The sequence below is a fragment of the Ignavibacteriales bacterium genome, assembly GCA_026390595.1.
Lineage (GTDB): Bacteria > Bacteroidota > Ignavibacteria > UBA10030 > UBA10030 > UBA9647.
The window spans coordinates 438,916-451,376 of sequence record JAPLFQ010000020.1 but is presented as its reverse complement, the minus strand read 5'-3'; the positions used below and the strand labels follow the sequence as shown (position 1 = coordinate 451,376).

The 12,461-nt window shown below is 54.7% G+C and carries 12 protein-coding genes and 1 other RNA gene; 2 read left to right on the top strand and 11 right to left on the bottom strand.

Going from position 1 to position 12,461, the window contains the following annotated elements; translation table 11 throughout:
• The first annotated feature begins 13 nt into the window (after positions 1–13).
• Complete coding sequence (gene uvrA / locus NTU47_10115) at positions 14–2,887, top strand: excinuclease ABC subunit UvrA (GenBank protein MCX6134152.1); 2,874 nt, start codon at positions 14–16, stop codon at positions 2,885–2,887.
• Between the two features lie 13 nt (positions 2,888–2,900).
• On the opposite strand, the gene NTU47_10110 is transcribed toward uvrA, so the two are convergent.
• Entirely contained in the window at positions 2,901–3,257 is a 357-nt protein-coding gene (locus NTU47_10110) for a DNA-3-methyladenine glycosylase (protein MCX6134151.1), read from the bottom strand.
• Positions 3,187–3,450, bottom strand: coding sequence for a DNA-3-methyladenine glycosylase (locus NTU47_10105; GenBank protein ID MCX6134150.1), 264 nt, complete (start codon positions 3,448–3,450; stop codon positions 3,187–3,189). The genes NTU47_10110 and NTU47_10105 overlap by 71 nt, the downstream gene beginning before the upstream one ends.
• Before the next feature lie 320 nt (positions 3,451–3,770).
• Here NTU47_10105 and NTU47_10100 point away from each other — a divergent pair, with 320 nt between their 5' ends.
• Positions 3,771–4,517 carry an RluA family pseudouridine synthase gene (locus tag NTU47_10100; protein MCX6134149.1) on the top strand — a complete coding sequence of 249 codons (747 nt, stop codon included), beginning with the start codon at positions 3,771–3,773 and terminating at the stop codon, positions 4,515–4,517.
• Positions 4,518–4,696: 179 nt separating this feature from the next.
• Here the strand turns inward: NTU47_10100 and ruvB are convergent, their stop codons facing one another.
• The 9 genes from ruvB to NTU47_10055 all read right to left on the bottom strand — a co-directional run bounded on the left by ruvB (position 4,697) and on the right by NTU47_10055 (position 12,424).
• Positions 4,697–5,734 (bottom strand): Holliday junction branch migration DNA helicase RuvB, encoded by a 1,038-nt coding sequence (ruvB, locus tag NTU47_10095; GenBank protein MCX6134148.1) that lies wholly within the window; start codon positions 5,732–5,734, stop codon positions 4,697–4,699.
• A gap of 87 nt (positions 5,735–5,821) precedes the next feature.
• Entirely contained in the window at positions 5,822–6,424 is a 603-nt protein-coding gene (gene ruvA, locus NTU47_10090; protein ID MCX6134147.1) for a Holliday junction branch migration protein RuvA, read from the bottom strand.
• The gene (gene ruvC / locus NTU47_10085; GenBank protein MCX6134146.1) at positions 6,421–6,993 is read right to left on the bottom strand and encodes a crossover junction endodeoxyribonuclease RuvC; all 573 of its coding nucleotides are present in this window, start codon (positions 6,991–6,993) and stop codon (positions 6,421–6,423) included. The genes ruvA and ruvC overlap by 4 nt, the downstream gene beginning before the upstream one ends.
• Positions 6,994–7,006: 13 nt before the next feature.
• Entirely contained in the window at positions 7,007–7,759 is a 753-nt protein-coding gene (locus tag NTU47_10080; protein ID MCX6134145.1) for a YebC/PmpR family DNA-binding transcriptional regulator, read from the bottom strand.
• Positions 7,760–7,827: 68 nt separating this feature from the next.
• Positions 7,828–9,567 (bottom strand): single-stranded-DNA-specific exonuclease RecJ, encoded by a 1,740-nt coding sequence (gene recJ / locus NTU47_10075; protein MCX6134144.1) that lies wholly within the window; start codon positions 9,565–9,567, stop codon positions 7,828–7,830.
• Positions 9,568–9,592: 25 nt separating this feature from the next.
• Positions 9,593–9,995: RNase P RNA component class A (gene rnpB / locus NTU47_10070), an RNA gene on the bottom strand.
• Positions 9,996–10,030: 35 nt separating this feature from the next.
• The gene (locus NTU47_10065) at positions 10,031–10,447 is read right to left on the bottom strand and encodes a ribonuclease HI family protein (GenBank protein ID MCX6134143.1); all 417 of its coding nucleotides are present in this window, start codon (positions 10,445–10,447) and stop codon (positions 10,031–10,033) included.
• Complete coding sequence (locus NTU47_10060) at positions 10,444–11,154, bottom strand: C4-type zinc ribbon domain-containing protein (GenBank protein ID MCX6134142.1); 711 nt, start codon at positions 11,152–11,154, stop codon at positions 10,444–10,446. Before NTU47_10060 ends, NTU47_10065 begins: the two co-directional genes overlap by 4 nt.
• Positions 11,155–11,296: 142 nt before the next feature.
• On the bottom strand, positions 11,297–12,424 hold the full coding sequence (locus NTU47_10055; protein ID MCX6134141.1) for a Nif3-like dinuclear metal center hexameric protein: 1,128 nt from the start codon (positions 12,422–12,424) through the stop codon (positions 11,297–11,299).
• Positions 12,425–12,461 lie beyond the last annotated feature (37 nt).

The following is a 12,461-nucleotide window of genomic DNA, read 5'->3' as shown; positions in this document are numbered from 1 at the left end:
CTGCAACTGAGCATTGGCTGAAGACAAGATCATAGTGAAGGGCGCGCGCGTCCACAATCTCAAGAACATCGATGTGGAGATGCCCCGCGACCAGTTGATCGTGATAACCGGGCTGTCTGGCTCGGGCAAATCGAGCCTCGCGTTCGATACGATCTACGCGGAAGGACAGCGACGTTATGTCGAGAGCCTCTCGGCCTACGCTCGGCAGTTTCTCGGTTTGATGGAGCGTCCCGATGTGGACTACATCGAAGGGCTCAGCCCGTCGATTTCGATCGAACAAAAGACCGTCAGTACCAATCCGCGCTCGACTGTCGGGACTGTGACGGAGATCTATGATTTTCTCCGTTTGCTGTTCGCCAGGGTTGGAACGCAGTTCTGCTACAATTGCGGACGTAAGGTCCAGCGGCAAACTGTCGATCAGATCATCGACGCTCTACTTCAATATCCAGTCGGATCCAAAGTGCAGATTCTCGCTCCTGTTGTGAAAGGACGCAAGGGGCACTACCGGGAGCTTTTTGAGCAGATCCTGAAAGATGGATTCGTCAGGGTTCGTATCGACGGCACGATCAAGGAGATCACGGAGGGACTGAAGGTCGACCGGTACAAGATTCACAACATGGAAATCGTCGTGGACAGGCTTGCCGTTAAGAAGGACGCCCGGTCCCGCGTTGCTGAATCTGTCGAGGTCGCTCTGCGATACGGCAACGGGGCCTTGATCGTTTTTGACGGGGAAAAGGATCAGCTTTTCAGCAGCCACTACGCCTGCCATGTGTGCGGTATCAGCTACGAGGAGCCATCGCCCGGTTCATTCTCCTTCAATTCCCCCGCCGGATCCTGCCCGAATTGCGAAGGGCTTGGGGAGAAGAAGGCGTTTGATCTTCGGCTGGTTATCCCTGACGATACAAAGAGCATCAACGAGGAAGGACTGGCCGCGCTTGGCAAGCCGCGACCGACATGGATGTTTAGTCAGTTGCGCGCAGTTGCCAAGAAGCACGGTTTCACATTTGACACGCCCTTGATGGACCTTTCCGCACAGGCGAAACAGGTCCTGCTGCACGGTGGAGGGGATGAGAAATTCGAAATTGAGTACGCACAGAACGGCCGAAAGACTGTCACCTACCGGCACCGGTATGGCGGTGTGATGGATATGCTGAAGCGATTCTATGAGGAATCGAACTCCAACAACATCCGGGAGTGGGTGGAGTCGTTCATGACAACGACACAGTGCGAGTTGTGCGGGGGAGGAAGACTCCGCAAGGAGAGCCTTTCGATAAAACTCGAGGATTCAAAGACCGGAGAGCTTTTTACAATGCCGGATGTAGTGTCCCTCTCTATCGTCAGCGCCCGTCGTTTCTTTTCTTCGCTTTCCCTCACGTCTCGTCAGGGTGAGATCGCCCGACCAATTCTGAAGGAAATCACGCAGCGGCTCGACTTTATGCTGAATGTCGGGCTCGACTATCTCACCCTCAACCGTACGGCTCGGACGCTCTCTGGCGGAGAAGGTCAGAGAATCAGACTGGCCACGCAGATCGGTACGCAGCTTGTCGGGGTCCTCTACATCCTGGATGAACCCAGCATTGGTCTTCACCAGCGCGACAATATCAAGCTCATCAACTCGCTGAAATCGCTCCGCGATTTGGGGAATACCATCGTCGTCGTCGAGCACGACAAGGAAACGATCCTGAGCGCCGATTACGTCGTTGATCTTGGTCCGGGAGCCGGTGAACATGGCGGATATGTCGTGACCTGCGGAGCGCCTCACGAACTCAAGGTGAGAAACGAGAAGCTGAAACGCTCCGGAAACGGCCTCGAGGGGCAATCGCTCACGGCCCTCTATCTGAAAGGAAAAAGAAGCATCGATGTTCCGGCTGCACGGCGGAAGGGAAACGGCAAGTGGCTGTCTGTCACCGGATCTGCCGGGAACAACCTGAAGAACATCACGCTGAAAGTGCCTCTCGGGCGCTTCGTGTGCGTGACCGGCGTGAGCGGTTCGGGGAAATCGACCCTGATCAACGAAACGCTTTATCCCATACTTTCGAACAAGTTCTACCGGACGCGAATGGTGCCCCTCCAATTCAAGTCGATCAAGGGGCTGGAGCATATCGACAAGGTCATTGACATCGACCAGTCTCCGATAGGGCGCACACCCCGCTCTAATCCGTCGACATATACAGGGGTCTTCACGCTCATCCGTGATCTGTTTACCCAGTTGCCAGAGGCGAAGATCCGCGGCTACAAAGCAGGAAGGTTCAGCTTCAACGTGCAGGGAGGACGATGCGAAGAATGCGAAGGGGACGGGGTCAGGAAGATCGAAATGAACTTCCTGCCGGACGTTTACGTGCTCTGCGATGTCTGCAAAGGGAAGCGATACAACAGAGAGACTCTCGAGGTTCACTTCAAAGGTAAATCGATTTCTGATGTCCTCGACATGACGGTTGACGAAGGGATGGAACTGTTCAGCGAGTTCCCACGCATCCTCCGTCATCTGCAAACACTGCACGATGTTGGCCTCGGGTACATACGCCTCGGTCAACAGGCAACGACGCTCTCGGGCGGCGAAGCACAGCGTGTGAAGCTCTCCACGGAGCTCTCAAGAGTCGGAACCGGAAAAACACTCTACATTCTCGATGAGCCGACAACCGGACTTCACTTTGAAGACATCCGGATGCTTCTTTCCGTGCTTGACAAGCTTGTGGACAAAGGGAACACAGTTATTGTGATCGAGCATAACCTTGATGTCATCAAGACGGCTGACTGGATCATTGATCTTGGTCCGGAGGGAGGAGATGCGGGCGGAGAAATCGTTGCTGAGGGGACTCCCGAAGACGTGGCTGCTGCTGAGAAATCCTATACAGGTCAATTCATCAAACGAGAGCTGTCACAGTAGGGTTTGTTTCGGGTCAACGCGAGACCCACCTGTTCCCCTTTATAGTGAATCTCCACTTCTTCTCTCTCCCCTGACTGATCCCGATTCTCGTTGACCGTGCCACCTTCGCCGAAGTAATCGCAGATGCTGCGACGATATAAACTTCATCCTCCAGAAGGTTCGCTCCGTTCTGCTTCCAATGAATAGAGAGCGCCTGACAGAGCTTCGCAGGTCCGTTGGTGAGATTGTGATGATGCGGATTTCTGGACAAGCGAGCTCCGAATCTGTTTTTCGCCATCGCTTCGATACCTTCCATCGGCTCAATTGCCCGGATCAAAACCGCTTCTCCGCTTTCTTTTCTCCCTGTGACAACATTGGCGCAGAAGTGCATGCCGTACGTGAAGTAGATATAGAGACGTCCTCCCCCCCCAGTACATCACCTCGTTGCGCTTCGTTTTGCCCCTGAACGTATGAGCTGCCGGATCGAGTGCTCCCCGGTACGCCTCGGTTTCGACAATCCTGCCGATCAGCCTCATGCCTTTGTGGTGCCGAACGATGCATTTGCCGAGCAGCTCTCTGGCCACTGTCAGCGTCGGGCGCTGGTAAAACGAAAGAGGTAGTTTTCTCAATTGTCGAATTGCGATTGAGGATTGTCGATTGTGTACTTGCCGGTGGAGTGTTCAGAACCCCCCGACGCAATTGCGAAACTCGTAGAGAGCCTGCAGGCAGGTCCCATCTCATTACGGCTCACCGAAGTACCTAAAGTCTATGGAGCTAAGAGTATTCCTCTCAAGGTGAATGTAGGTGAAAATAGAGTGAGTTTCAAACGAGCGTCGTGCCGAAACGAATGCGCCGGGGGTCCGGCTTGTAAATGTCTTGCCGATATTCTATTTTGATCCTTATCATGCACCGCAAACTGAAATGGCGGCTGGAATCGACGGGGTCGGAGATTGTCCATGAGGATGATCAACTGCTCGTTCTGAACAAGCCAGCGAACCTGCTCGTCCTTCCTGACCGGATCCGGCACGATCTTAAGAGTCTCGATGCCATCCTCTCCGAGGAACTGGGAACGGCCTACGTCGTGCACAGGATCGACAAGGAAACGAGCGGCATCATCGTGTACGCGAAATCGGCTGAAGTGCAAGCTGCTCTGAATGACCAAATCGAGCATCGACTTGTGGAAAGAGTCTATTTCGCAATCGTGGCTGGTGCGCCAGCGGTCGAGTCAGGGCGCATCGATACGCCCATAGCCGAGAGGGTTCATGAGGTGTCTGATCTGAAAGTGAATATTCGGGCTGGGAGGGACGCCGTCACCGAATTTCGGGTACTCGAACGTTTCAAAGGATACACCCTCCTGGAATTAAGGCCACGCACCGTGAGGATGCATCAGATCAGACTCCACCTGCAATCGATTGGAACTTCACTCCTCGCAGACCGGACGTATGGCGATGGTCAGGCGTTCTTCCTTTCCCATATCAAGCCGGGATACAGACCTGAAGGGGAGGAGAAGCCACTGCTGGACAGGACCGCGCTCCATTCGTTTGCCATTTCGTTCGACCACCCTGAATCCGGTGCTCGCACGAATCTCATGGCTGAGCTGCCAAAGGACATGAATTCTGTTCTGCGGTATCTGAGGAAGTTTCGACTGTAGGGAAAGGAAGTGCAGTGGGGAGAAATGCGAATACCGATATCCTAGACAGAGACGGAGAGCGGAAGATCATAACTGAGCACTCTGTTTCCGTGGCTCTTGTGGAGATGTCCTGGCATTGAGTTCTCAGACCACCCTCGAGCTTCGGTCTTAGAAACTCGGGTTTGATATCTTTCTGTTGCTCAAAACAGCTTGTCCTGCCCCGGAGGTCTTTTTACCGCGCCGAGGTGCTTGTATGCCATCGATGTTGCCTCGCGGCCTCGGGGAGTCCGTTGCAAGAACCCTTCCTGAATGAGATAGGGTTCGTACACTTCTTCAATTGTCCCTGGCTCTTCGCCGACGGCGACCGCAAGCGTGTTCAGTCCAACCGGTCCACCCGCATATTTCTCGATGATCGCATGGAGGATTCGTTTATCCATTTCATCCAGGCCGTGGTCATCAACTTCAAGAGCGCGAAGGGAGTACTGAGCAACCTCACGCGTCACAACTCCACCATGGTCTGACAGTCTCTTGTCGGCTTGTGCGAAATCCCGGCAGCGTTTCAGAAGCCTGTTCGCAATTCTCGGAGTACCGCGGGAACGTCGTGCGATTTCCCGGCTCGCATCAGATGCGGTGTCGATCGCAAGTATCTCCGCAGACCGGGTCACGATGGACTCGAGCTCCCCCACGTTGTAGTAGTCGAACCGGTTGGTAATGCCGAACCGGGAACGAAGAGGAGAACTGAGGAGCCCGGCGCGCGTAGTCGCGCCGACGAGCGTGAACGGCTCAAGGTTCAGCGAAATGGTTTTTGCCCCGGGACCGCTGTCGATGATAATGTCCACCCGGAATTCTTCCATCGCCGAATACAGGTACTCCTCGATTTTTACCGGGACCCGATGAATCTCATCGATGAAGAGCACTTCCCCCCTCTGGAGCGACGTGAGAATACCGGCGAGATCTCCGGGTTTCTCGAGCGCGGGACCGGACGTGACTTTGATTCCGACGCCCATTTCGTTGGCAACGATGAATGCCAGCGTGGTTTTACCAAGGCCCGGAGGGCCCGTGAGGAGAACGTGGTCGAGCGGCTCCTTCCGTTGTTTTGCAGCTGCGATGAAAATTCTAAGGTTCTCGACGAGTTTCTGCTGGCCCACGAACTCGCCAATCCGGGCCGGACGCAACGTCTGGTCGAGCTCCAATTCGTTCTCGAGCCTTTCGGGCGATGTATGGTCTGAATTTCTCATATGTACTGAAGGTAGCAAGGAAGGGAGAGAGTTTCAATGGTTGAAGTGAGCATCGGCCCGGTTCGCAGGGCCGGAAACCCACTTGTCTCAGGTCGTATATCGGAGGGCTTTCTTGATAAGATTCTGAAGAGAGAGTTTCTCTCCATTCATCTCGGCCAAAACCTGGCGAATCGCTTTCTCCGCAACCGGTCTGTTGTAGCCCAGAGAGGTGAGGGCGAGGAGCGCTTCCTCACGCAATTCATCTTCTCCATCCGGACGCCCTACCGATGTCGGTCCCGCCGTGTCGATCTTTCCGATCTTGTCGCGCAGCTCGATCACCAATCGCTCCGCCGTCTTTCGCCCGACTCCGGGAATAGCTGTCAGCGCTGAAACATTCTCCTTCGAGATGTGCTGTTTCAAATCGGAGACGGCGATTCTGGAGAGAATTCCCTGCGCAATTTTCGGGCCGATACCGTTGACGGAAATGAGCAACTTGAAGAACACGCGCTCATCGTCGGTGGCGAAACCAAAGAGCTGCAATAGGTCCTCACGCACGTGAAGGTGTGTGAGGATTGTTGCGTTTGAACCGACCTCCCCCAGTTTCTCAAAGGTCGAGAGGGGAATCGTCACTGCATATCCCACACCGTGCACATCGAGGACAATGTCGGTTGGGTTTTTAACTTTCAGAATTCCCGTCAGAGACGCGATCATCGGGGCCTCGCTAGTTTTTCCGGATGTGCCTGGACGTAGGCTTTCCACGAACTGCTGGACTGTTTGGGCTTGCCGGATGCCTTTCCGCCTCTCTGCGCCTTGATCGAGGCGTGGCAATGGCAAAGTGCTACGGCGAGAGCGTCGGTTGAATCATAGAACTTCAGAGGGGACTTCAGATTCAGAATTGATTGAACCATGTAGCTGACCTGGTCCTTTGAAGCGGCTCCGTTTCCGACGACCGCCCGCTTGACTTCGCGGGGTGAGTACTCCGCCGTTGGTATTTCATGATTGACTGCGGCGAGAATGGAGACTCCTCGTGCGTGTCCCAGTTTCATAGCCGACTGGGCGTTCTTGCCATAGAAAGCTGTTTCGATGGCGAACTCATCGGGGTGGTGACGGTCGATCACGGTGCAAAGGGCCGCGTAAATTGACTTCAGGCGGACCGGCATTGTCGTGCCGCTGCGATTCTGAATGACGCCAACATCGAGGACCTTGAACTTGCCGCTCTTTGCCTCGATGACGCCATAACCGGTTATGAGGGTTCCGGGATCAACACCCAGGATTATCATCGTCCGTTCGCGGTCAGCCGGCATTCAGGGAAGCCAGCACGCTCTCATCGATGTCGAAATTTCCATAGACGTGCTGGATGTCGTCGTGGTCTTCAAGCCCCTCGATGAGTTTGATGAGGGTCTCGGCATCTTTGCCTTCAACTTTGACAGTGTTCTCGGGGACCATCTGAATCTCGGAGTGCTCGATCGGGATCTTCCGGTCCTCGATGGCCTTCTTCACCTTTTCGAGTACATCGGGGATTGACGTAATAAAAAAGTGTTCCTCGTCCGAGGCCATATCGTCGGCACCGGCATCCAGGATGATTCCCATAAGCTCGTCCTCGCCGATCTTGTTGCGGAGGACGGTGATCTGCCCTTTCCTGTGAAACTGATATGCCACGGATCCCGATGCAGCGAGCTTTCCATGATTGCGATCGAGGACGTGACGAATCTCGTTCACGGTCCTTGTCTTGTTGTCTGTCACCGCCTCGATCAGCAGCGCTACGCCGGCCGGACCATACGCCTCATACGTCGCATCTTCGTATGCCATCCCGGGCAATTCTCCGGTTCCCTTTTGAATAGCCCGCTTGATGTTGTCTGCAGGCATGTTGCCGGATTTCGCTTTGTCGATCGCCAGACGGAGGCGCGGGTTCCCGGATGGGTCACCACCGCCAAGCCTTGCCGCGATTGTGATTTCTTTGATGATCTGCGTGAACATCTTGCCGCGCTTTGCGTCTGTCACGGCCTTTTTGCGACGGATTGTCGCCCATTTCGAATGTCCTGACATGGACTTTGCCTCTTACGTGTGGTAGGGCAGGAGATTTCTTGGGGCGTGTTTCCTCGCTACTTCAATCCTCATTTCAAGTCTCGAATCTTCAGCTGAGGCATCGCCTCCCCCGCATATTCACCTTCATCGAGGGAGAAGGCGATGTCGATTGTCTTCCTGCCGTGCAGCAAGTTCTCCATCAAAGACCCAAGGTTGAATCCAATTGCGTCGAAGACCTGACCATTCGCCCTGACCTTGAATTTCAAGTGATTGCGCCCGACAATACGCGGTGTTCCATACAACTCCACATTTCGTGCAACGAAGACTGGTCGCATGTTTCCAGGGCCAAACGGAGCAAACTGGCTGAGGATCCGGACGAACTTTGGCGTGATCTCACGAAGCGGAATTTCTGCGTCGATGCGGATTTCGGGAGTCAGGAGCTCTTCTGTGAGAAGCTCTTTCGCGACGATGTTGAAGGCTTCTTTGAACTCGTCCAGCCGAGCGACTTCGACGGAGAGACCTGCTGCATACTTGTGTCCGCCGAATTGCACGAGTTTGTCTTCGCACCGTTTGAGCGCCTTGTAGATATCGAATCCCGCGACACTTCGGGCAGACCCCTTTGCGATTCCATCGACAGTGGTCATCATTATTGTTGGCCGATAGTAGCGCTCGACGAGCCGCGAGGCGACGATCCCGATGACTCCCGGATGCCATGTTTCCTGGTGAAGGATAATGGCCCCTTCACTTTCCAGATCGAGGAATTTCTCGACAATTTCCTGCGCTTCGATGAACGTGTCCTCGTCGATTTTCCTGCGGTTCTTGTTTTCTTCTTCAAAAATGCGAGCGCGATCGAGGGCTACCGTGAACGAATCTGAGGTGAGCAGTTCCACCGCCCGTGTCGCGTCTCCCAGCCTGCCGACGGCATTGATTCTTGGAGCAAGGACAAAAACGATCTGTCCGGCAGTGATGGTGCCGAGCCTCAAACCAGATGACTCGATAAGTGCGTGTACTCCCGGACGAGGATTGGTGTTAAGGAGCTCGAGCCCAAGTTTGACGAGGATGCGATTCTCACCGGTGAGGTTCACGATGTCGGCAGTCGTCGCAAGTGTCACAAAATCCAGGTACCGGTCGAGTGACTGCCCGCCCTCTTCGAGGTACGGATGGAGAACCGCATTTTGCGAAAGTGCCTGGATGAGTTTGAAGGCGACGCTGCACCCGCACAGTGTCTTGTATGGATAGTTACACGTGGGTTTCAAAGGATCCAGTACGGCATATGCGGACGGAATGACATCACCCGGCTCGTGATGGTCGCAGACGATGACCTCGATGCCCAACTCATGTGCCCGTTCTATCGGTTTCAGCGCCGTGATCCCACAATCGACAGAGACGATGAGCTGCACGCCGCGGTCCTTTGCACGTTCGACGCCTGACACCGAAAGCCCGTAGCCGTCTTTGATTCTGTCCGGTATGAAGTATTCGACGTCTGCGTGAACGCTTGTGAGAAAAGTCCAGAGCAATGCCGCCCCGTTTGTGCCATCAACGTCGTAATCACCGTAGACGAGGAGCTTCTCCTTGTTCGCGATGGCACGCACAATTCGCTCGACGGCGAGGTCCATACCATCCATAAGAAACGGGTCGTGAAGATCCTCGAGACTTGGGCGGAAGAAAGCCTTCGCTTTTTCGAAGGTATCGATGCCTCGTTTGACCAGAATCTCGGCGAGCACGGGGGAGACCGTGAGCTCATCGCTGAGCCTCTTGATCTTTTCCATGTCCGGAGGAGAAAGCTCCGTGCTTGGGAATGTCCAGCGATATTCGCGTACAGGGGTCATGGGTCGTGGCGTTATTGAAAATGCAGGAAGTGGCCGGCCGATAAGCCGAATTCTGTCTGATCCCGATCCGACGGATGTCAAACCGGAATGAGGCAGTCATTTCTCTAGGCGACCTACCCATCCCGTCCCTCCGAAGAGGATTGAACGGGCAGCTCTCTCTCACGAAGCGTGAGAACGGGACTTACATGGTCTTGCACCAGGCGGGGTTTGTCGTGCCTTCGACATTACTGCCGAAGCGGTGGTCTCTTACACCACCTTTTCACCTATCTCTTCCGCCAGAGGCGAAAGATGTATGTTTTCTGTGACACTGTCCGTTCCTGCAGGATGTTGCCTGCAGGACCCTCAGTTGACCTGAGGCGCCTCGCCCTTTGGTGTTCGGACTTTCCTCCCCACTCGCGAACGAATGGAGCGACTGCCTGGCCGACCACACCTGCTAAGTTGTAGTTCCTTTTCTGGAAACTTGTCAAACTTTGATAGCCTTGCGTGAATCGATTCCGAGGTTCGCAAGCTCGTCAGCTTCTTTGTTCAATTCTCTCCTGACGTGCTTGATCTCGAACTCGAATGCCGCCGCCGCAAGGAGACGGCGAACCTTGAGATACAACACTTTGAGTTTCAGGTCCTTCACCTTGTATTCTCCGAGAACCTGGCGGACCATGAGTTCGCTGTCCGAATGGACAACAAGGCGGGAGCACTTCGTTTTCGGCGCGCTCTTGAGGCACGCTAGAAGGGCCGTATATTCCGCGACATTATTGGTCGTTTCGCCGATATAGCCGTGGAGTTTCACCAGTGTCGCGCCCTGCTCGTCCTTGAAAATGACACCAATCCCGCTTTCGCCGGGGTTCCCACGAGCTGCGCCGTCCGTAAAGGCGTGCACCGTCATAGAGCGTTGCCGTAACTGTCCACGATATCGTCCGAGACCAGGAGCCGGCCGCAGTGTTCGCAAGTCATGAGCTTGGAGTTCTTGCGCAATTCGACCGCGACCTGAGGAGGCACACGTTTGAAGCATCCGCCGCAGGCGTTCCGGCGCACAGGCACGACGGCTTTGCCGTCCAAGGCACTGCGGACCCTTGCGTACAGCTTCAGGTCAGCTTTCTCGATACGAACCACGAGCTTATCCCGCTCATGCTTCAGTTTCAACTCCTCGTCTTCGTGTTCCTTGTTGACGAGGTCAAGCTCAGCCCGTCGATCCTTCAGCTCCTTCTTGAGCTCCTCCAATTCGGGGTTCAGGACCTCGAGGTCCTGCTTCGCGATCGATGTCTTCCCCTCTGTGCTCTCCATCTCCTTCTCAAGGGCGATAATGCGCTCCTGCGACAGATCGATTTCTCTCGTCAGTGCGTCATACTGTTTGTTGGTCTTTATCTGGAATTGCTGTTCCTTGTATTTCTCGATTTTCTGCTTCGTCGTCACGATCTCAAGTTCGATTGCGTCTCGCCGGACCAAGGATCCCTTGACGGTGCTTTCGAGTCCTTTCCTCAACGCTTCCTTCTCCTGAAGCTTCTTCTCCAACACATCCACGAGGTGGGGGAGATCTCCTTTGAGTTCGTGGAGCTCATCGAGATTCGAGTCGACTCGTTGAAGGCCATACAATCCTGAAGTTTCTTCTCCAGAACATCCACGAGGCGGGGGAGATCTCCTTTGAGTTCGTGGAGTTCATCAAGACTCGAGTCGACTCGCTGAAGACCAAACAACAGGCGTAATCGGTTTTCCAAATGATACTCCTTCAGTATTGCTAGTAAGAATGAATTGGATTTGTTGAATGCTGTGTAAGTGAAACAACGAGTTTCTCGTTTTGTGATGCCGCCCATGAGCGGAGTTTCGAGGCGAGGACCGGGAGAACCACCTGCTCTGTCTCCCAATGGCCTGCATCGACAAGGGCAATGCGGCCCGCTGCTTCATGGAACGGGTGATAGCGAACATCGGCCGTGACGAACACATCTGCCTTCGCGCTGACGGCATGCTCCAGCAACTCTGCACCTGCGCCTCCGCAGACCGCAACGCGCTGGATTTTCTGAGTCAGGGAACCAGTGAACCGGACTGACTCAGCGTGGATTGCCTTCTTTAGCCTCGTAAGAAACGCTTTCAGCGGAATTGACCGCGGGAGATCGCCTAGAGCTCCCATCCCGAAATTTGGATTCGTATTCTCCAGGGAATAGATGTCGTAGGCAACTTCTTCGTACGGATGCGCTGATTTCATCGCGGCGACCACCGCCTGCAGACGCGCACGAGGAACGATCATCTCAAGCCGGGTCTCGTCGACTTCTTCGAGCCGAAGAGGCTTTCCCGAAAACGGGCTGGATTTTTCAGAGCCTCGGAATTGTCCTATTCCTTCCGACCGGAAAGAACATGACGTATACTCTCCCACGACGCCGGCGCCAGCCTCTGCCATCGCTGCCGTCACCGCTTCGACGTAATCGGCTGGAACGAACACCGCCAGTTTTGCAAGCGAGTCCTTCATGGGTGCCAGGAAGACCGGGTTCGGTATTCCGAGCGCCCGGGCAAGTGCAAAGCTGACTCCGTCCGGAGAGGCATCGAGATTCGTGTGAGCCGAGAAAAGAGCGATGCGATGTTCTGCCAAAGAGAGTAGAAGTGAGCCAACAGGTGTTGAGTCGGAGATCGATGACGGCGGCCGGAACAAGAGGGGGTGATGGGAAACAATGAGGTCGATGTCCTTCCGGATTGCTTCTCCGACGATCTCGGGAGTGACGTCCAGCGCGACAAGAACGTTCTTCACTCTCCGGGAACGACGGCCCACCTGAAGGCCGACATTATCACGCTCCCACGCGGTCCATCGCGGGACCCATGATTCAAAAAATCGTTCTATGTCCGCCAGTTTCATACTTGTACGGATTCGGGACAAAAAAAGTGTCCCGCCTTCTGGGCGGGACACTTGTGGG

Bases quoted from the DNA above. Each gene is read 5' to 3' on its own strand.
- NTU47_10110 (MCX6134151.1), bottom strand. From the start codon at position 3,257: ATGCACTTCTGCGCCAATGTTGTCACAGGGAGAAAAGAAAGCGGAGAA.
- NTU47_10100 (MCX6134149.1), top strand. From the start codon at position 3,771: ATGCACCGCAAACTGAAATGGCGGCTGGAATCGACGGGGTCGGAGATT.
- ruvB (MCX6134148.1), bottom strand. From the start codon at position 5,734: ATGAGAAATTCAGACCATACATCGCCCGAAAGGCTCGAGAACGAATTG.
- ruvA (MCX6134147.1), bottom strand. From the start codon at position 6,424: ATGATCGCGTCTCTGACGGGAATTCTGAAAGTTAAAAACCCAACCGAC.
- ruvC (MCX6134146.1), bottom strand. From the start codon at position 6,993: ATGATAATCCTGGGTGTTGATCCCGGAACCCTCATAACCGGTTATGGC.
- NTU47_10080 (MCX6134145.1), bottom strand. From the start codon at position 7,759: ATGTCAGGACATTCGAAATGGGCGACAATCCGTCGCAAAAAGGCCGTG.
- recJ (MCX6134144.1), bottom strand. From the start codon at position 9,567: ATGACCCCTGTACGCGAATATCGCTGGACATTCCCAAGCACGGAGCTT.
- NTU47_10065 (MCX6134143.1), bottom strand. From the start codon at position 10,447: ATGACGGTGCACGCCTTTACGGACGGCGCAGCTCGTGGGAACCCCGGC.